We start from the raw sequence: 18,235 nt of genomic DNA, 5'->3' as shown, positions 1-18,235 counted from the left end.
GACCGATAACATTTGATAAATCACTAATTAAGAAGTAAGTTGCGTATAGATGGAAAATTCGGTATGATGGAAAGTGCTTTTAGAGTTGTGAAATAGATTTTTTATAGAGGAAGAATATCATAAATGAAACAACCACGTAAATTTTATATTTACTCGAGAAGTTCACTGTATTTTTTGATCTTTTTAGTAGTGTCGATGCTCATCGCGATCATCCAATTACTGATTGAAGATAATTTTTTTGAAAACCTAATAGCCTTATTGGCTGCTTGTTTTCTTCTAGTGACAGTTGGCTGGATTGCTTTTTCATCGATGGGAAGAATAGAGATTAGGAACTCAGAAATAGTGGTCGATCGCAATTTCAAGCGCTATCGCCTAGACCCATTCACCATTGTGGTCCGTTTGGGAGAAAAGAATACGTCTCGAGGGATCACCAATTATCCAATTTATGTGGAAGGAAAAGTCATAGGCAATGGGACTTCTGATCGTTCAGTTACACTTAAATTCCTTGGTACCAAACGGAAAAATAAGGAATTACTGAAGTATTATCAAGAGCATCTTCAAGCCCAGGTAGAAGCAAATAAAGCTCTTGAGCAGGAAACTATGGAAGTGGATTTTGAACAGATTGTGTTAGCGTCGAAGGATCGGCAACAATTCCCTTTACGCGATTTGGTCGAATTCGGTGCAGATCAAGGGAATCTCAAAAAAACAGTATTTTATTATCCTAAAGAGAATAAGCTCTATGTCGGAAAAAGTGTTCCATTTCCCATTATCTTTACCCCGAGTGGCGTCCTTTTTTATGGCATTTATCTGTTAACGGATCGAGTATCCTTTCATGGACTCATCCCACTAGTGCTATCGTTTGGATTGATGCTTGTCATCGCTATATGGCAATTGAAACACAGAAGGCAGACGTATACAGTGAATGTCATTCCTTACGATATGCCTGAGCATTATTTTCAAGTACAGAAGTCGAATGGATTGAAAACCTATTTGCTGATTCTTGTTTTTGGACTCATCACTTTAGGATTATCCATCTTATATCTTACCTTCGGAAGTTTTTTGTTATTGTTTATAAGTTTTTTGATGTGGTATCTCTTTGTTGTGTTAACATTATCTGGCCAATTCAAGAAAACACATTATTTAAAAATTTTGGAAAAGAAATATTCCCCTTAATTTTTTAGCATTCGTCACCCGTGAGGGTGATTTCTTTTTGGTCTAAATCACTAATTAAGAAGGAAGTTGCGTAGAGATGGAAAATTCGGTATGATGGGAGATAACACTAAAAGAGGTATCATTAAATGAGTTATAGCAAATTAAGAAAAAAATATGTCATAATACTCTGGATTGGGATTATCAGTTTATTTGTAGGCCATTTCTATTTATCTAGTCTGTATCCGGATCATCAAGACTTTTATTCGAATACCTTGCTAGTAGTGCTTGGTCTTATATTCCTTCTTTTTGTTTTGATGAATAGATGGTTTGGAAAAGAATGTCTTAAGATTTTAAATGCTTCGACTGGAATCGATTTTTGGTATGAATGTGCACAATCTGGAAGTCGTGCTAGATTTAGTTTAAGCAAAAAAGCTGCCCATCTTGCTAGTGTAATATATTGCTACATGATTGGAGATTTCTCATCTGCAATCGATCGAATAGAGTTTTTACAAAATCAAAACATAGCTAGGACTGATCGTTCATCCCTCTTGGGAATTTTCGTAAAATCTTCCCTACTTTCAGGAAAAACCATCAGCAAGGAAGATATTCAGAAGAAGTTTACCTATGTTCCCTTCAAGAATGAAGCAGAAAAAGAAGAAGTTATTCAGAAGCAACTGGCCATCTATGACATCCTTGTGGACCAGCAACCCAATGATTATTTTGATCATGTGACCGGTTCACAGGCTTTTCAACGCTTAGAAAATCGTTATTTTAAAGGATTAAATACCTATTTAAAGGGAGATATGGAGCTGGCTGTTTCTTTATTTGAAGAGATAGCGCAAGAAGATGAGCGTCTGTATTTTGTCCAGATGGCCAAGCAATGGTTAGCGAGTGAAGATCACTCTTTATCTGCTCTTATGCTAGATCCAAAGCTGGAGTCTGAGAGACTTGCGACTCTAACAGCTGATCTGCCTCTTCCTGAGGCGGAACTTCCCAAAAAGAAGGGGAAAAAGAAATGGAAATGGTTATTGTTGATTTTTCCGATTCTTTTTGTCGGAGCGATCATCATGAACTTGGTGGAGTCCAATCGGCCAATTAATGGAATCTATTATTTGTCGGTTGACAATATGGAGACAAAAACTGCCTCGCTTAATAAAGAATCCTGGATCAAGATTGATGGAGATCATGTGATAGTGAAGGAGAAGGGCGAGGAGAAGACTTATCCTTTTGATCGAGAAGATATCGAGTTGACCGTCGATGGAAAGCAATATGATGGAATTTTACAATGGGGTTCTCTGTCGCTTTTCGAGCAGTCTGACTCTTCACATGATATTCGTACTTACGTGAGTCGGTACAGTCCGATGTATTCCGGATACGAAAAAGGAACGGTCAGAGTTGAAAAACATTAAAAAGTGTTAAAATGGCGTAAGCTAAAAAGTATACCTAGAAGTCTGAGGGAAAAAATAAAAAATGGATTCAAAAAAATTGAAGAAATCAATCTTTAAAGCCAATTTTTATGAAAGTCGTCGTTTACGTCATGATGGCTTTATCGATTATATGGTCAAGGACACAAATAGTCGAAAAATCTACACAAAGCCATTTAGTATTGCGAGAAAACTATTTTCATTTATGGGGATTTTGTTCCTGTTTGGACTATCTGCAATAACCGATTCAAATATTGCATATCCACAGAATGGCATGACTGTGAAAACTTGGGGCATCAATTTTTTACCATTCTGGTTATTTTTCTTGTGCGGTTTTTTGTGGTATGCCATAAGTAAAGTCAATTGTAGAAAACAATACACTGCAAAAGTTCCATATGTTAGCATTCTAAATGGAAACTTGTATATAATATGGATGATATTGTTTGTTAATTTATTCTTTATTAGTGCTTTTGGGAGAACTTTAACCATTCCTGGTTTACTTGTAATTTATTCTCTAATTGGAATCATTGATGGGATGATTATTCGAAAAAGAATATCTTCAATTCGAACTCGATTATATGAAAAACAAACTGATAATGGTTCTCAATCTAAACAAATTCAATTAGTTACAGGATTTGCTGGAGGAATTGTTGCAATTTGGATGGTTTTAAAATTCTTTTTTCCACAAATCGGAGAAGTTAGAACCGATATTGTAGGTGTAGTATCAGTGATTGGTATGCTATTTCTAATGAATGTGATATTTTTGGGTATGTATTTTATATTACTTTTGCCCCATTCACTGTATGGTTACTACCGAAATAAATATTCAGAAGAATATCGCGAGTTCGAAGGAAAGTCGCTGGAAGAATGGTATGGCAAACAATACCTGAAAAAACACAAGGAGTTATTGGAGAATGAATAAGAATTTTAACCAGATGTCATTTGATGAATTGAAATGCTACCGTAGAGAAGGTTTATGGAGATCTTTGGGACTATTGCTGGTCATTTTTTTAGTGATTGTGGGAATGGTCTTGATGGAAGTGAATCATGTTTCTCCGTCCAATCAGAATCGTTTTCGGGTTATTGGGTTGACAACGGTTATTGCGCTCTTTGGCTACCTGATGCCTCTGATGGCAGCTAATCGTGTCATGCGAGACCATCCGGATTGGGTCAAGAAATCAGGGATTCGAGCAAAAATTCCCTTGCCAATGGCCTGGCATGTCAAAAGACTTTGCGTCCTTGGAGCGAGTCTACTGGTGATTGGAGTAGGATTTTCCTCGTCATTCAAACCACAAGTTCCGCAGACAAATTTAAAAGATCAAATCGATATGATTCAAACGGATCATGACTTGGAAAGAGAACAAAAAGTCAACCAAGTTCTAGATACTATCACACCGAATGATAAAAAATCTGAGTGAAATCCATTTTACATTCGGCACCTGTCATCAGGAAGCTTTCTTGATCGACAGGTTCTTTTTATTTTGTTATGATACAGTCAATGATAGATAGGAGAGACTTATGACGACTATTTCAGATGTAATGGAAATATTTTACACTGATCACGAGGTGAAACCCTATATTTCGCCTGAAAGAGATTTGGAAGCTTGGTTGTTAGATTCAAAACCTGTTCCCAAACGAAATATGGAGCTCCTTCGAGATGGCTTGCTTGCAGGGGATATCATTCTCTTGTGGCGGATCCATTTTGGAACCTTTACGACAGAGACTTGGTTTCCTAAGTACTTCGAATATACTTATGGAATTCATGCGTCGGAACACTTGAAGACTTTAGTGGAGAAGGGCTATGTTTATATCGAATCCGCTTTTGATTCGCTGGACCATATCAATGCGACCATGAAAAAAGCCATTCTCAAAATGAAGGGAGTCACGGGTTTGTCCAAGATGAAAGCGGCCGATTTGAACCAAGCTTTGGCTGACCATTTTACGGAGGAAGAATTGGCGGAGCAGTTCACAATTAGGGGTTATCAGTTGACGGACAAAGGAAAGCAAGCGCTGAAAGACTATCAAGCCATCATTGACCGTCACCCAAAGAAAAATCTATAAGTAACAGTGCCTACTTGGTGCTGTTTTTTACTTTATACTGCAAAATTGAGGAAATGATTTTACTAGAGAACTGGCTTGGAATTGTGATATAATAAAGGTTATGGCAAACAATAATCAATCAAAAAAAACACGGTCGACAAGACGACTGTCCAAAGCAGAATTAGAAAGAAAAAAAGCAATTCATCGCATGATTGCGACCATTCTGATTAGTCTGGTCTTAATTTTTGCGGCCTTGAAATTGGGGGCAGTAGGGGTCTTAGCCTACAATTTGATCCGACTCTTTGTTGGGAGTTTGGCTTACTTGGCTATTTTAGCGACCTTTTTCTACCTTTATGCCTTTAAATGGCTGGACAAACACGAAGGGGTTATTTCAGGATTCCTAAGCTTCTTTGCTGGACTTCTCTTGATGTTTCAGGCCTTCTTTGTATCCTCCCTTCATTTAGACAATAATGGGATCAAGGTCACCTTTTCAAGAATCATGGCAGACCTGATTCATCTGCGGGTGGAGAGCTTTGCCGGTGGTGGTATGATCGGTGCCCTTCTTTATGCTCCGATTTCCTTCCTCTTTTCAAATATTGGCTCTTATTTTATTGGCCTTCTCTTTATTGGATTGGGGATTCTCTTGATGAGTCCTTACTCCATCTATGATTTGTTTGAAAAGGGATCGGAAGCCTTCCATGCCTCTATGGAAAAACGCAAAGAGCGTCGCGAACAGAAATTCCTTGAAAAAGAAGCAAGAGTTGCCGAGGAAGCTGCTGCAGCTGAAAGAGAGCAAGAAGAAGCAAGAGCTGTTCTTCCAACTCCCCTTTCTATGGAAGGGCACCCTGTAGATCCTGAAACGGGAGAGGTATTGGCGGAAGATCCGTTTACAGAGTCCTTCCCAGAAGCCGAGATTGTTGCACCAGCAACACCAGAAATCTACCTGCCAGATGAAGAATGGCCGGAAGAGCCTGAAGAATATGAAGAGCTTCCGGTAGCCGAAGAATTCGAAGACGATGGGGAGGAAGTTCAGGTGGACTTCACACCTAAAGAACTCCTTCAATACAAACTTCCAACGATTGATCTCTTCGCACCTGACAAGCCGAAAAATCAATCCAAAGAGAAAAACATCGTTCGCCAGAACATCCGCATTTTGGAAGAGACCTTTGCAAGTTTTAACATCAAGGCGACAGTGGAGCGGGCGGAAATTGGTCCATCTGTTACCAAATATGAAGTCAAGCCGGCAGTTGGTGTCCGGGTCAACCGCATTTCCAACCTAGCAGATGATTTGGCCTTGGCTCTAGCTGCCAAGGATGTGCGGATTGAAGCGCCGATTCCAGGGAAGTCTTTGGTCGGGATTGAAGTGCCCAACTCAGAGATTGCGACCGTTTCCTTCCGTGAATTGTGGGAGCAGTCCAAGACAGACCCAGCTAAACTCCTTGAGATTCCTCTTGGGAAGGCCGTAGATGGTTCAGCTCGGACCTTTGATTTGGCTCGGATGCCCCACCTCTTGGTAGCGGGTTCTACTGGATCTGGTAAGTCAGTAGCGGTTAATGGGATTATTTCGAGTATCTTGATGAAGGCCCGTCCGGACGAAGTCAAGTTTATGATGGTCGATCCAAAGATGGTGGAGCTTTCTGTCTACAATGATATTCCTCACCTTTTGATTCCAGTGGTGACCAATCCACGCAAGGCTAGTCGGGCCCTGCAGAAGGTCGTTGATGAGATGGAAAATCGTTATGAACTCTTCTCGAAAGTGGGCGCTCGGAATATTGCTGGCTTTAATGCCAAGGTTGCGGAGTACAATGCCCAGTCTGAGATGAAGCAAGTGCCCCTTCCATTGATCGTGGTCATTGTCGATGAGTTGGCAGACTTGATGATGGTCGCAAGTAAAGAAGTGGAAGATGCCATTATTCGTCTTGGACAAAAGGCGCGTGCAGCAGGGATCCACATGATCCTTGCGACCCAACGGCCATCGGTTGACGTTATCTCAGGTTTGATCAAGGCCAATGTGCCTTCCCGTGTCGCTTTTGCGGTATCATCTGGGACCGACTCACGGACCATCTTGGATGAAAATGGAGCAGAGAAATTGCTCGGTCGCGGAGACATGCTCTTTAAACCGATTGATGAAAATCATCCGATTCGTCTACAGGGATCCTTTATCTCAGATGACGATGTCGAGCGGATTGTCAACTTTGTCAAAGAGCAGGCAGAAGCTGATTATGATGATGCCTTTGATCCAGGAGAAGTATCGGAGTCAGACTTTGATGGAGGTATGGGTGGCTCAGACGAGGGTGATCCTCTCTTTGAAGAGGCCAAAGCACTCGTCATCGAGACCCAAAAAGCCAGTGCTTCGATGATCCAGCGCCGCTTATCGGTTGGTTTTAACCGGGCGACTCGCCTCATGGAAGAGTTGGAAGCAGCGGGTGTGATTGGACCAGCTGAAGGGACCAAGCCTCGAAAAGTATTGCAACAATCATAAGGATAGGGAAAAAGGGCATATGCCCCACTCCCTTTTCTTTTTATAGAAAATAGAAAGTAGGACCAGATGAAGTTAGACACGATTCATCATATTGCCATCATTGGACGGGATCGCGACGCCATGTTGCACTTTTATGTGGACCAGTTGGGCTTTGCGATTGTCAGTGAGTATGACCGTCCTGAACGCGGAGATATCTTGATCAATCTCCGTCAGGGGCAGCTGACTTTAGAACTCTTTATCAAACCGACGGCCCCAGACTGGCCTAAGCTCCCCTTGCCCGAGCATGCGGGACTGCGTCATCTGGCCTTTCAAGTGGACGATGTAGAGACCTATCTAGCTAGATTGGATCAGCTAGGTATTGAGAATACAGGTCTTCGCTATGATGATTTTGATGGCAAGAAGATGGCATTTTTCTTCGATCCAGAAGGATTGCCCTTGGAAATACATGAGTGAGGAAAGCAATGGTTAGATTAGAAGGACTCAGTCAGGAAGAAGTAGCGAAAAAGATCCAAGAGGGCAAGCAAAATAAGGTCACGATTAAGACAGAAAAAAGTGTAGGGCAGATCATTCGAGACAATGTCTTTACCTACTTTAATCTGATTTTCCTGGTCTTAGCGGTCTTGCTGGTAGCAGTGAAGTCTTGGAACAATCTCTTGTTTGTTCCGGTCGTTGTGGTCAACTCCTTGGTAGGAATTGTGCAGGAAGTCCGCTCTCGACGGATCTTGCGTCAGATGCAATTTTTACATATGAGTGAGGCGATCGTTCTTCGCGAAGGAAAAGAAGTCGCTCTACCGATCGATCAGCTGGTGGAGGGCGATCTGGTTCGCTTTCAAGCTGGAGATCAAATCTATGCGGATGGGGTCTTGCTGGAGGGCGATCTAAAAGTCGATGAGTCGCAATTGACTGGTGAAGCTGATGAGGTCAAAAAAGGAGCACAAGACGCACTCATGTCAGGTAGTTTTGTGATTGCTGGTCAAGGTTTAGCGCGACTAGAAAAAGTTGGGAATGACTCCTACATCAACCAATTGAGCCTGGAAGCCAAGCAGGTTAAGTCTCATGAGGAGTCCGACATGGTCCATGCGGTCAATCGCATCGTGGGGATCATTGGTCTCCTTATCATTCCGCTAGGCTCGCTCCTTTTTCTTCGTAGCTATATCAGCCTAGGCGATAGTCTCAAGCTCAGTGTGACTTCAACAGTCGGGGCCTTGATCGGGATGATTCCAGAAGGCTTGTATCTCTTGATGACCTTGGCACTGGCTCTGGGTGCTGTCAGATTGGCCAAGGAAAAGGTCCTGCTCAATAGTATGAAGGGGATTGAGACCTTATCGCGCGTGGATATCCTTTGTGTCGATAAGACCGGGACCATTACAGAGCCGGGTATGGAAGTAACAGAGATTCGTCCAGTTAAAGACGCTCAAGACTTGGAGGCTCTAACTCAGTATGTAGAGGCTAGCTCGGATCAAAATGATACTATGGATGCCATCCGTAAATTCCACAAGACACCAGTCAGCCATCCTTGGAAAGCTCTTGAAATACAGCCCTTTACGTCTAAGAAAAAATATGGGGCCATTGCCTTTGAATCTGGGATCTATGTATTAGGGGCACCAGAATTTGTTTTACGAGAGGGCTTCTCTGAGGTTGAACAAGAGATAGCTCCTGCTACTAAGGCAGGTAATCGGGTCTTGGCCTTTGGGAAATATCGGGGAGATCACCTGGGAGAGACTTTAGAGGCTCCTGTAGACTTGGTGGCCTGGATCATTCTCTCCAATCCTTTGAGAAAAAATGCCAAAGAAACCTTCGCCTACTTTAAAGAACAAGGAGTGACCATTAAGGTCATTTCAGGGGACAACCCAGCTACGGTCTCAGCTATTGCACAAAAAGCAGGCATTGAAGGAGCAGAGGGTCTAATCGATGCCAGAACCTTACTGACGGAAGAAGATTTGCACCAGGCGGCGAGTCAATATACGGTCTTTGGACGAGTGACCCCAGAGCAAAAGAAAAGCCTTGTTGAAGGCTTGCAGGCAAAGGGACACAAGGTTGCCATGACTGGAGATGGCGTCAACGATATTCTGGCCTTAAAAACAGCAGATTGTAGTATTGCGATGGAATCTGGAAACGATGCGACCAAAAAGATGGCGCAAGTGGTCTTACTGGATTCTGACTTTGGGAAGATGCCGTCCATCGTGGCAGAAGGGCGGCGGGTGGTCAATAATATTCAACGATCAGCCAGTCTCTTTTTGATCAAGAATATCTTTTCCATTTTGTTGGCCATCTCAGTGACGCTTTTAGCCTTTACCTATCCCATTATGCCGTCGCAGATGTCTTTGATCAGTGGTTTTACGATTGGGATTCCAGGATTCTTCCTAGCGCTTGAGCCCAATAGCGAGCGCATCAAAGGGCGCTTTATCGAAACGGTCTTTAAAAATGCGCTACCTGCTGCCTTGACGGATTTTATATTGATCTTTAGTTTGGTGTTGCTCTCTTCGACATTTGGCATGAGGTCGGAAGAACTCTCAAGTGCAGCCATCTGCTTGATGGCCTTCGTTGGATTTACCATCATCTACCAAGAATCCCAGCCTCTCAATCACTACAAGAGACTGGTTCTTCTAGGAAATATCCTAACCTTCCTGGTTTCAAGTAGTATCCTAGGGAAATTCTTTAACATGAGTCCCTTGAGACTTCAAACGCTGCTTATCTGTGCCATCATGGCAGTTCTAGCTCTCGTCTTGATTCAAGTTTTCAAGAAGTTGGTGGGCTGGTTCTTTCATCGGAAGAAATAAAAAAAGACAACTCTAAAGATAGAGTTGTCTCAGATTGAAGAAAAAGATATTTTGGAAACTTTCCTTAGGTGAGTACGGACGTCAGCGAACTTCTACGAAGTTCCATGACTTAGTTTTGAACCTAAAGTTTCAAAACTCCCGAGTGCTAGAAACAATCGTGTTTCTAGCACTTTTCTCACGTCGGAAAGTTTCAGTACATATTAGAGAATTTAAAATTAAAATGATTTCAGTCTATGCAGTATCATCTAGGTTATTTATAAAAAAACAACTCCAAAGATAGAGTTGTCTTTTGGCATTAGATAAACAAACTAGCGGTTAAGATCAGATAGAGCAAGAAGGTAACTAGAAATCCAGCGCGCCAGAAGTATTTGATAAATTTAGGATAATAAAAACACTTTTTCTTTTTTAAGAAATAAATCGTTAGCCCCAAGGCCAAAAGCGAAAGGCTCAAGGCTAATAGTGGTAAGAGGCTGTGGTAAAAGGCGCTGTCTGAGATCAGGTAGTACTCCAAGGCAAATAAAGGAAAGGCAATATCGGTAGATCGCCATCCTCTTTTTTGGAGTTTAAAGAGGTGAACAATGATGCCGCTCAGAATCAGCGTTAAAAAAATAAATAATACAGAAGCAACTTTGATTAACATAGCTTCATTCTATCATAAAACGAAAAAAAAGTTTACTATATTTTAATTTTTTCTTGCAAAAAAAGAGAAATCGTGTATAATAGAAAGGTATGCACAAAGCATACTTGTGGGAGGTAAAAATCTGTAATTACCGCCAAAACCACAAAGGAGGATTTAAGAAATGGCTAAAAAAGTCGAAAAACTTGTAAAATTGCAAATCCCTGCTGGTAAAGCTACTCCAGCTCCACCGGTTGGTCCAGCGCTTGGTCAAGCAGGTATCAACATCATGGGATTCACTAAAGAGTTTAACGCTCGTACAGCTGATCAAGCTGGTATGATCATCCCAGTTGTTATCACTGTTTATGAAGATAAATCATTCGATTTCGTTACAAAAACACCACCAGCTGCTGTTCTTTTGAAAAAAGCTGCAGGTGTTGAAAAAGGTTCAGGTACACCGAACAAAACGAAAGTTGCAACTGTAACTCGTGCACAAGTACAACAAATCGCTGAAACTAAGATGCCAGATTTGAACGCTGCAAACATTGAGTCTGCAATGCGTATGATCGAAGGTACTGCTCGTTCTATGGGATTCACTGTTACTGACTAATTGTAACAATCCTATTTGCCCGCAATACACTTGATCAAATGACGAGTGACGTGGGAGATGAAAATCGATATGACCACATTACAAGGAGAAAGATAAAATGGCTAAAAAAAGCAAACAACTTCGTGCTGCTCTTGAAAAAATCGACAGCACAAAAGTCTACAGCGTAGAAGAAGCTGTAGCTCTTGCAAAAGAAACTAACTTTGCAAAATTTGACGCAACTGTAGAAGTTGCTTACAACTTGAACATCGACGTGAAAAAAGCTGACCAACAAATCCGTGGTGCAATGGTATTGCCAAACGGAACTGGTAAAACAGCTCGCGTACTTGTATTTGCACGTGGTGCAAAAGCTGAAGAAGCAAAAGCTGCTGGTGCAGACTTCGTAGGTGAAGATGACCTTGTTGCGAAAATCAACGATGGTTGGTTGGACTTCGACGTAGTTATCGCTACACCTGACATGATGGCTCTTGTTGGACGTCTTGGACGTGTCCTTGGACCACGTAACTTGATGCCAAACCCTAAAACTGGTACAGTAACAATGGATGTTGCGAAAGCAGTTGAAGAGTCTAAAGGTGGTAAAATCACTTACCGTGCTGATAAAGCAGGTATCGTTCAAGCGATCATCGGTAAAGTTTCATTCGATGATACTAAATTGGTTGAAAACTTTAAAGCTTTCAACGACACAATCCAAAAAGCAAAACCAGCTACAGCTAAAGGTACTTACGTAACTAGCTTGACTTTGACTACAACTCAAGGTCCTGGTATCAAAGTGGATGTTAACTCACTTTAATTGAAATGAAAAGCTGCCTTCGGGTAGCTTTTTTTGTACGCCATTTTTATTTGCTACAGTTGGTAAAACTAATCGGATGGAAAAAAGAAAATTTTGATGGATATGACTATATAAAAAACGTAATTTATGGTAAAATAATACAGATCAAAAAAGGAGAGAGAAAATGGTAGAACCTAAGTATAAACGTATCTTAATCAAGCTATCTGGTGAGGCTCTTGCTGGCGAACGTGGTGTCGGAATCGATATCAAAACTGTCCAAAATATGGCTCAAGAAATCAAGGAAGTTCACGAACTTGGAATTGAAATTGCCTTGGTGATTGGAGGGGGAAACCTTTGGCGCGGAGAACCTGCTGCAGAAGCAGGGATGGATCGTGTCCAAGCAGACTACACAGGGATGCTTGGGACTGTCATGAACGCCCTTGTGATGGCTGATTCGCTTCAACAAGTTGGCGTGGATACCCGTGTTCAAACTGCGATTGCTATGCAACAAGTTGCAGAACCATATATCCGTGGTCGTGCCCTTCGTCACCTTGAAAAAGATCGGATCGTGATCTTTGGTGCAGGGATCGGTTCTCCTTACTTCTCAACAGATACGACCGCAGCCCTTCGTGCAGCTGAGATTGAAGCAGATGCCATTCTCATGGCCAAAAATGGGGTCGATGGTGTTTATAATGCCGATCCGAAAAAAGATGCTTCAGCTGTGAAATTTGAGGAATTGACTCACCGCGATGTGATCAACAAAGGTCTTCGCATCATGGACTCAACAGCCTCTACTCTCTCCATGGACAACGACATTGACTTGGTTGTCTTTAATATGAATGAACCAGGCAATATCAAACGCGTTGTCTTTGGTGAAAATATCGGTACAACCGTATCGAATAACGTAGAAAAATAATAGAAAATAGAGGAAGATTATGGCAAACCCAATCGTAGAAAAAGCAAAAGAAAGAATGACCCAGTCTCACCAAAGTTTGGGACGTGAATTTGGTAGCATCCGTGCTGGACGTGCAAATGCAAGTCTTTTGGATCGTATTTTCGTAGAATACTACGGAGTAGAGACTCCTTTGAACCAATTGGCATCTATCACGATTCCAGAAGCGCGTGTCTTGTTGATCACACCATTTGATAAATCATCTTTGAAAGACATCGAGCACAGCATCAATGCTTCTGACCTTGGCATCACTCCAGCCAACGATGGATCTGTTATCCGCTTGGTCATCCCAGCTTTGACAGAAGAAACTCGTCGTGACTTGGCAAAAGAAGTGAAAAAAGTGGGTGAAAATGCTAAAGTAGCGATCCGTAACATCCGTCGTGATGCTATGGATGAAGCGAAGAAACAAGAAAAAGCAAAAGAAATCACAGAAGATGAATTGAAAGGTCTTGAAAAAGAGATTCAAAAAGTTACGGATGACGCTGTTAAGCATGTAGATGAAATGACAGCTCACAAAGAAAAAGAATTGATGGAAGTTTAATCCATCCCAACCATTACAGGAAAGAAAGACTCAGTTGGCACTGCTGGCTGGGTTTTATTTCCATTATTCTTGTGAAGAGGCAAGAGGAAAGAAGGAAACATGAATACGAATCTAGCAAGCTACATCATGGGAATGGTCATTGATGAAAATGATCACTTCTATTTTGTTCAAAAAGATGGTCAGACCTACGCGCTTGATAAAGCAGAAGGCCCCCATCAAGTCGGAGAAAGTGTCAAGGGCTTTGCCTATACAGATATGAAGCAAAAGCTCCGACTCACGACACTTGAAGTCACTGCAACTCAAGAAAGCTTTGGCTGGGGAACGGTCACGGAAGTGCGCAAGGATTTGGGAGTCTTCGTGGATACAGGGCTTCCAGATAAGCAGATTGTTGTCTCACTAGATATCCTACCGGAGATCAAAGATCTATGGCCTAAAAAGGGCGATCGTCTCTATATTCGTTTAGAAGTCGATAAGAAAGATCGGATTTGGGGGATCTTAGCCTACCAGGAAGATTTCCAGCGTTTGGCTCGTCCAGCCTACAACAATATGCAAAACCAAAACTGGCCAGCCATTGTCTACCGCTTGAAATTGTCTGGGACCTTTGTTTACCTTCCAGAGAATAATATGCTGGGCTTTATCCACCCAAGTGAGCGCTATGCAGAACCTCGTTTGGGAGAGGTCGTAAATGCTCGCGTTATTGGTTTTCGGGAGGTGGACCGGACCTTGAATCTATCTTTGAAGCCACGTTCCTTTGAAATGTTGGAAAACGATGCCCAAATGATTTTGACCTATTTGGAAGCCAATGGTGGCTTTATGACCTTGAATGATAAGTCCTCTCCAGAAGAAATCAAAGCAACTTTTGGGATTTCAAAAGGTCAGTTCAAAAAGGCTTTGGGTGGTTTGATGAAGGCCAAAAGAATCAAGCAAGACCAGTTTGGAACAGAGTTGATCTAAGAGGAGGCTTATGCGAAAATCGTTTTATACTTGGCTGATGACGGAGCGCAATCCTAAAAGCAATGCTCCTAAGGCCATTCTAGCAGATCTTGCATTTCACGAGTCTGCTTTTCCCAAGCATACAGATGACTTCGACGAGGTCAGTCGCTATCTAGAAGAGCATGCCAGCTTTTCCTTTAATCTTGGCGATTTTGATGCGATTTGGGAAGAATACCAAGCCCACTAGAGAAGGATAGGTCGAGGATGGTTTTTTCTCGGCCTCTTTGTTATAATAATAGAAAAACACAGGTAGAGAGGTTCTTTATTTGCAAGAACATTCAGTTGAAATTACATTAACGCATCCAGACGATCTCTTTCATTTGTTTGGATCTAACGAACGCCATCTCCGTTTGATGGAGCAAGAATTTGGGGTGACTATTCATGCCCGGACAGAAATCGTCCAAATCATTGGGGAAGAAGAAACCTGCGAGCAGGTTCGTCAAGTCATCCAGGCTCTTTTAGTCCTCGTTAACCGTGGTATGACCATTGGTACGCCAGATGTGGTGACCGCCATTACCATGGTGAGAAATGGGGAATTGGATAAGTTCATCGCTCTCTATGAAGAAGAGATTATCAAGGATAGTTACGGCAAGCCCATTCGGGTTAAAACGCTTGGTCAAAAGATCTATGTCGATAGTGTTAAGAACCATGATGTCACTTTTGGGATTGGACCAGCGGGGACTGGGAAAACCTTCCTAGCAGTGACTTTGGCCGTGACTGCCCTCAAGCGTGGTCAGGTCAAGCGAATCATTTTGACCCGTCCTGCTGTAGAAGCTGGAGAGAGCCTTGGTTTCCTACCAGGGGATCTTAAAGAAAAAGTAGACCCTTATCTACGTCCGGTCTATGATGCTCTATACCAGATTTTAGGGAAAGACCAAACAACTCGGATGATGGAGCGGGAGATTATCGAGATTGCGCCTTTGGCTTATATGCGGGGGCGGACCTTGGACGATGCCTTTGTCATCCTCGATGAAGCGCAAAATACCACCATCATGCAGATGAAGATGTTTTTGACCCGTCTTGGTTTTAACTCTAAGATGATTGTCAATGGAGATACCAGCCAGATTGACCTTCCTCGAAATGTCAAATCAGGCTTGATTGATGCTCAGGAGAAATTGAAGAACATTTCTCAAATTGACTTTGTGCATTTCTCTGCTAAGGATGTCGTTCGTCATCCAGTAGTAGCAGAGATTATCCGGGCCTACGAGCCAATCCCAAATCCAGTCCTCAAAGAAAAACTGGATGTGGAAGAAGAAGCAGAATAAAAAGGCAAAGATCATCGGATCTTTGCCTTAAATTGATGATAAAATCATCTCCTAGCCTTTCCTTAGGTGAGAACGGACGTCAGCGAACTTCTTTGAAGTTCCATGACTAATAATTGAGCCTAAGGTCTCAATTATTCCGAGTGCTTGAAACTAAATTGTTTCAAGCACTTTTCTCACGGCGGAAAGTCTCTAAAGATGATTTAAAAAACTCAAAACAACTTGTTTTTTCGATGGTAATTCTTTAAATATATGATAGTTTAAACCAATTCATCAATTGGTGTGAAGTCACGCTCTAAACCAGTAGCAACGGGTTGGCTAGTGATGTGGCCTTGGTAAGTAGTGACCCCTTGGCGTAGGCCTTCGTCGAGGTCAATTGCCTTGTGAAAACCATTGTTAGCTAGGGATTCGACATAAGGAAGGGTCACATTGGTAAGGGCGATTGTAGAGGTACGAGCGACAGCCCCTGGGATATTGGCAACGGCATAGTGGAGCACGCCATGTTTTTCGTAAACTGGTTCCGTATGCGTTGTGACACGGTCTGCTGTTTCGATAACCCCACCTTGGTCAACGGCCACATCGACGATAACTGAACCGGGACGCATTTGTTTAACCATATCGTCTGTCACTAATTTAGGAGCTTTAGCACCAGGAATCAAGACGGCCCCGATAACAACATCGGCATCACGGACGCTGGCTTCAATATTAAATGGATTGGACATAAGGGTTTGGATTTGATGACCAAAGACATCTTCCAGAACAGCCAAACGTTTAGCGCTGATATCTAAGATGGTCACTTGGGCACCGAGTCCAAGGGCGATCCGAGCTGCGTGGGTTCCAACGACCCCGCCTCCGATAATGGTAACTTTTCCTTTGGGAACACCTGGCACCCCACCTAGGAGGACGCCTGATCCACCTTCTTGTTTGGTCAGGAAGTGAGCACCGATTTGCACGGCCATCCGTCCAGCCACCTCACTCATTGGCACCAAGAGAGGCAATTGTCCATCAAGGTCACGCACCGTTTCGTAGGCCACCCCAGTTGTTTTAGCTGCGACCATAGCATCTGCTAATTCAGGTGCGGCAGCCATATGCAAGTAGGTGAAGAGCAAGAGGTCTTCGCGAAGGAAGCCATATTCTTCAGCGAGGGGTTCTTTGACTTTGACCACCATCTCAGCTGCCCAAGCTTCTGCAGCAGTTGCAACGATGGTTGCCCCTTGCTTCGTGTAATCTTCATCCGCAAAGCCAGAACCAAGTCCAGCATTTGTTTCTACCAAAACGTGATGACCTTTCTTCACCAAGCTTTGTACACCTGCAGGTGTCAAACCGACCCGATTTTCGTTGTTTTTAATTTCTTTAGGAATTCCAATGAGCATTTTTGCCTCCTTGCTCAGATTTAGGTGTAAAAAGGCCATTGGTGTGAGATTGCTCTCTTGACTCAATGACCTTTTCACTCCTTATCTGATTGTTTTGATTGATTTTATTGTATAGAAAAGTGGGTTAAAAAGCAAGAAAAATTTGAGCTTGCCTTCCTTTAGGTTATTTGCTAAACTAATCCCTAAAGAAGGAGAGTCAAATGGAAAATTTATATGTGAAGTTAGCGGCTTATCGAGAAATAGAGACTGAGCGTTTGCACTTGCGTCCGGTCACTCTTGATGATGCACCAGCTATGTTTGAGTATGCTTCTGATGAGACAGTTACGCGCTATACCTTTGCAACCAATCAAAGTATAGAAGAGACGCGTAATAATATTGCCCTCTTTTACCTAGCGAGCCCACTTGGAAGATGGGGGATCGAGCTCAAAGAAAATGGAAAATTTATCGGGACGATTGATTTACTGGATTTGGATCTTTGTCTGAAGAAGGGGAGTATCGGCTATGTTCTGAATAAAGACTATTGGAACCAGGGTCTTGCGACAGAGGCTACCAAGGCAGTCATTGCCTTGGCTTTTGAACAGTTAGGGATGAACAAGCTCATTGCTGTTCATGATAAGGACAACCCAGCTTCTGGACGGGTGATGGCCAAATCAGGGATGAAATATTCTCACGAGGAGCCCTACGCGATGCTAGACTTGCATGAAGAAGGGCGAATGGTGACGAGAGTTCATTATGTCCTCACTAAGGAAGAATATTTGGCAGAAAAATGAGTCAGGATATTGACAAAAGACCTATCTCCATGATATAGTAGATAGGTACTGCTGGTTTAGCTCAGTCGGTAGAGCGCATCCATGGTAAGGATGAGGTCGCCGGTTCAATCCCGGCAACTAGCATAGCAGAAGAGAGAAGCTTAGAGACGATCTAGGCTTCTTTTTTTGCGAGTCCATCTTAAAAATTTTGCTTTTTTCAATAATTTTCAAAAAAGCGTTGACAAGCAAGGAAATCCGTGGTAAAGTTAGAACAACAAAGAGAAAGGAGAAAACCATCATGAACAAAGTAGATGTTTTGATGACACAATTGAATACAAAGCTTCTCCAATCTCAGTTGAGTTCGATGTAAACTATAAATGGAACCCAAGATGGAGGAGTCTGTCTTGGGTTTTTTGTATGCATTTTTACCTGCCTTAACTGAATTGGTGATAGGCATCAGAAGGCCCAAGTGTGGACTGAGCACGTACTCAGCTC

17 protein-coding genes, 1 tRNA gene and 2 pseudogenes are annotated in these 18,235 nt (G+C 42.5%); 18 read left to right on the top strand and 2 right to left on the bottom strand.

Going from position 1 to position 18,235, the window contains the following annotated elements; translation table 11 throughout:
* Positions 1-123 precede the first annotated feature (123 nt).
* The 9 genes and pseudogenes from TZ97_RS05990 to TZ97_RS05955 all read left to right on the top strand — a co-directional run bounded on the left by TZ97_RS05990 (position 124) and on the right by TZ97_RS05955 (position 9,878).
* The gene (locus TZ97_RS05990) at positions 124-1,173 is read left to right on the top strand and encodes a hypothetical protein (RefSeq protein ID WP_080934875.1); all 1,050 of its coding nucleotides are present in this window, start codon (positions 124-126) and stop codon (positions 1,171-1,173) included.
* A gap of 125 nt (positions 1,174-1,298) precedes the next feature.
* Positions 1,299-2,561, top strand: coding sequence for a hypothetical protein (locus TZ97_RS05985; RefSeq protein WP_045759731.1), 1,263 nt, complete (start codon positions 1,299-1,301; stop codon positions 2,559-2,561).
* Between the two features lie 61 nt (positions 2,562-2,622).
* Positions 2,623-3,498 (top strand): hypothetical protein, encoded by an 876-nt coding sequence (locus TZ97_RS05980; RefSeq protein ID WP_235287903.1) that lies wholly within the window; start codon positions 2,623-2,625, stop codon positions 3,496-3,498.
* Positions 3,491-3,994 carry a hypothetical protein gene (locus tag TZ97_RS05975; protein ID WP_045759730.1) on the top strand — a complete coding sequence of 168 codons (504 nt, stop codon included), beginning with the start codon at positions 3,491-3,493 and terminating at the stop codon, positions 3,992-3,994. Before TZ97_RS05980 ends, TZ97_RS05975 begins: the two co-directional genes overlap by 8 nt.
* 100 nt (positions 3,995-4,094) lie before the next feature.
* Positions 4,095-4,637: a hypothetical protein gene (locus tag TZ97_RS05970; RefSeq protein ID WP_045759729.1), complete on the top strand. Its 543-nt coding sequence runs from the start codon at positions 4,095-4,097 to the stop codon at positions 4,635-4,637.
* Positions 4,638-4,737: 100 nt separating this feature from the next.
* A pseudogene (locus TZ97_RS11080) lies at positions 4,738-5,491 on the top strand (DNA translocase FtsK); the annotation flags it as partial.
* A gap of 74 nt (positions 5,492-5,565) precedes the next feature.
* Positions 5,566-7,098 (top strand): annotated as a pseudogene (locus TZ97_RS11075) (DNA translocase FtsK); the annotation flags it as partial.
* 66 nt (positions 7,099-7,164) lie between these two features.
* A complete protein-coding gene (gene gloA2 / locus TZ97_RS05960) occupies positions 7,165-7,551 on the top strand; it encodes an SMU1112c/YaeR family gloxylase I-like metalloprotein (RefSeq protein WP_045759727.1) in 387 nt (128 codons plus the stop codon).
* A gap of 8 nt (positions 7,552-7,559) precedes the next feature.
* Positions 7,560-9,878 (top strand): HAD-IC family P-type ATPase, encoded by a 2,319-nt coding sequence (locus tag TZ97_RS05955; RefSeq protein WP_045759726.1) that lies wholly within the window; start codon positions 7,560-7,562, stop codon positions 9,876-9,878.
* Between the two features lie 295 nt (positions 9,879-10,173).
* On the opposite strand, the gene TZ97_RS05950 is transcribed toward TZ97_RS05955, so the two are convergent.
* Positions 10,174-10,518, bottom strand: a complete 345-nt coding sequence (locus TZ97_RS05950) for a DUF3397 family protein (RefSeq protein WP_024056054.1) — start codon at positions 10,516-10,518, stop codon at positions 10,174-10,176.
* 160 nt (positions 10,519-10,678) lie between these two features.
* Between TZ97_RS05950 and rplK the strand changes: the two genes are divergently transcribed.
* The 7 genes from rplK to TZ97_RS05915 all read left to right on the top strand — a co-directional run bounded on the left by rplK (position 10,679) and on the right by TZ97_RS05915 (position 15,621).
* Entirely contained in the window at positions 10,679-11,104 is a 426-nt protein-coding gene (gene rplK / locus TZ97_RS05945) for a 50S ribosomal protein L11 (RefSeq protein WP_003005369.1), read from the top strand.
* A 97-nt stretch (positions 11,105-11,201) separates the two neighbouring features.
* Complete coding sequence (gene rplA, locus TZ97_RS05940; RefSeq protein ID WP_003005355.1) at positions 11,202-11,891, top strand: 50S ribosomal protein L1; 690 nt, start codon at positions 11,202-11,204, stop codon at positions 11,889-11,891.
* A gap of 163 nt (positions 11,892-12,054) precedes the next feature.
* Positions 12,055-12,786 (top strand): UMP kinase, encoded by a 732-nt coding sequence (pyrH, locus tag TZ97_RS05935; RefSeq protein ID WP_003005706.1) that lies wholly within the window; start codon positions 12,055-12,057, stop codon positions 12,784-12,786.
* A gap of 19 nt (positions 12,787-12,805) precedes the next feature.
* A complete protein-coding gene (frr, locus tag TZ97_RS05930) occupies positions 12,806-13,363 on the top strand; it encodes a ribosome recycling factor (RefSeq protein ID WP_003005165.1) in 558 nt (185 codons plus the stop codon).
* 99 nt (positions 13,364-13,462) lie between these two features.
* Positions 13,463-14,317 carry an RNA-binding virulence regulatory protein CvfB gene (gene cvfB, locus TZ97_RS05925; RefSeq protein ID WP_045759725.1) on the top strand — a complete coding sequence of 285 codons (855 nt, stop codon included), beginning with the start codon at positions 13,463-13,465 and terminating at the stop codon, positions 14,315-14,317.
* Between the two features lie 10 nt (positions 14,318-14,327).
* A complete protein-coding gene (locus tag TZ97_RS05920; protein ID WP_003005127.1) occupies positions 14,328-14,543 on the top strand; it encodes a YozE family protein in 216 nt (71 codons plus the stop codon).
* A gap of 79 nt (positions 14,544-14,622) precedes the next feature.
* Complete coding sequence (locus TZ97_RS05915) at positions 14,623-15,621, top strand: PhoH family protein (protein WP_045759724.1); 999 nt, start codon at positions 14,623-14,625, stop codon at positions 15,619-15,621.
* 257 nt (positions 15,622-15,878) lie between these two features.
* Here TZ97_RS05915 and ald read toward each other — a convergent pair whose 3' ends face one another.
* On the bottom strand, positions 15,879-16,991 hold the full coding sequence (ald, locus tag TZ97_RS05910; RefSeq protein ID WP_045759723.1) for an alanine dehydrogenase: 1,113 nt from the start codon (positions 16,989-16,991) through the stop codon (positions 15,879-15,881).
* A 200-nt stretch (positions 16,992-17,191) separates the two neighbouring features.
* Here ald and TZ97_RS05905 point away from each other — a divergent pair, with 200 nt between their 5' ends.
* Entirely contained in the window at positions 17,192-17,761 is a 570-nt protein-coding gene (locus TZ97_RS05905; protein WP_045759722.1) for a GNAT family N-acetyltransferase, read from the top strand.
* 50 nt (positions 17,762-17,811) lie between these two features.
* Positions 17,812-17,884 (top strand) — tRNA-Thr (locus TZ97_RS05900).
* Positions 17,885-18,235 lie beyond the last annotated feature (351 nt).

The sequence above is a fragment of the Streptococcus parasanguinis genome, assembly GCF_000963275.1.
Taxonomy (GTDB): domain Bacteria; phylum Bacillota; class Bacilli; order Lactobacillales; family Streptococcaceae; genus Streptococcus; species Streptococcus parasanguinis_B.
The sequence above is the reverse complement of the archived record's forward strand: the minus strand, read 5'-3'. Positions and strand labels throughout refer to the sequence as shown.

What these genes read in the sequence shown, in the direction of transcription:
- TZ97_RS05990 (WP_080934875.1), top strand. Translation starts at nt 124, where the DNA reads ATGAAACAACCACGTAAATTTTATATTTACTCGAGAAGTTCACTGTAT.
- TZ97_RS05985 (WP_045759731.1), top strand. Translation starts at nt 1,299, where the DNA reads ATGAGTTATAGCAAATTAAGAAAAAAATATGTCATAATACTCTGGATT.
- TZ97_RS05980 (WP_235287903.1), top strand. Translation starts at nt 2,623, where the DNA reads ATGGATTCAAAAAAATTGAAGAAATCAATCTTTAAAGCCAATTTTTAT.
- TZ97_RS05975 (WP_045759730.1), top strand. Translation starts at nt 3,491, where the DNA reads ATGAATAAGAATTTTAACCAGATGTCATTTGATGAATTGAAATGCTAC.
- TZ97_RS05970 (WP_045759729.1), top strand. Translation starts at nt 4,095, where the DNA reads ATGACGACTATTTCAGATGTAATGGAAATATTTTACACTGATCACGAG.
- gloA2 (WP_045759727.1), top strand. Translation starts at nt 7,165, where the DNA reads ATGAAGTTAGACACGATTCATCATATTGCCATCATTGGACGGGATCGC.
- TZ97_RS05955 (WP_045759726.1), top strand. Translation starts at nt 7,560, where the DNA reads ATGGTTAGATTAGAAGGACTCAGTCAGGAAGAAGTAGCGAAAAAGATC.
- TZ97_RS05950 (WP_024056054.1), bottom strand. Translation starts at nt 10,518, where the DNA reads ATGTTAATCAAAGTTGCTTCTGTATTATTTATTTTTTTAACGCTGATT.
- rplK (WP_003005369.1), top strand. Translation starts at nt 10,679, where the DNA reads ATGGCTAAAAAAGTCGAAAAACTTGTAAAATTGCAAATCCCTGCTGGT.
- rplA (WP_003005355.1), top strand. Translation starts at nt 11,202, where the DNA reads ATGGCTAAAAAAAGCAAACAACTTCGTGCTGCTCTTGAAAAAATCGAC.
- pyrH (WP_003005706.1), top strand. Translation starts at nt 12,055, where the DNA reads ATGGTAGAACCTAAGTATAAACGTATCTTAATCAAGCTATCTGGTGAG.
- frr (WP_003005165.1), top strand. Translation starts at nt 12,806, where the DNA reads ATGGCAAACCCAATCGTAGAAAAAGCAAAAGAAAGAATGACCCAGTCT.
- cvfB (WP_045759725.1), top strand. Translation starts at nt 13,463, where the DNA reads ATGAATACGAATCTAGCAAGCTACATCATGGGAATGGTCATTGATGAA.
- TZ97_RS05920 (WP_003005127.1), top strand. Translation starts at nt 14,328, where the DNA reads ATGCGAAAATCGTTTTATACTTGGCTGATGACGGAGCGCAATCCTAAA.
- ald (WP_045759723.1), bottom strand. Translation starts at nt 16,991, where the DNA reads ATGCTCATTGGAATTCCTAAAGAAATTAAAAACAACGAAAATCGGGTC.
- TZ97_RS05905 (WP_045759722.1), top strand. Translation starts at nt 17,192, where the DNA reads ATGGAAAATTTATATGTGAAGTTAGCGGCTTATCGAGAAATAGAGACT.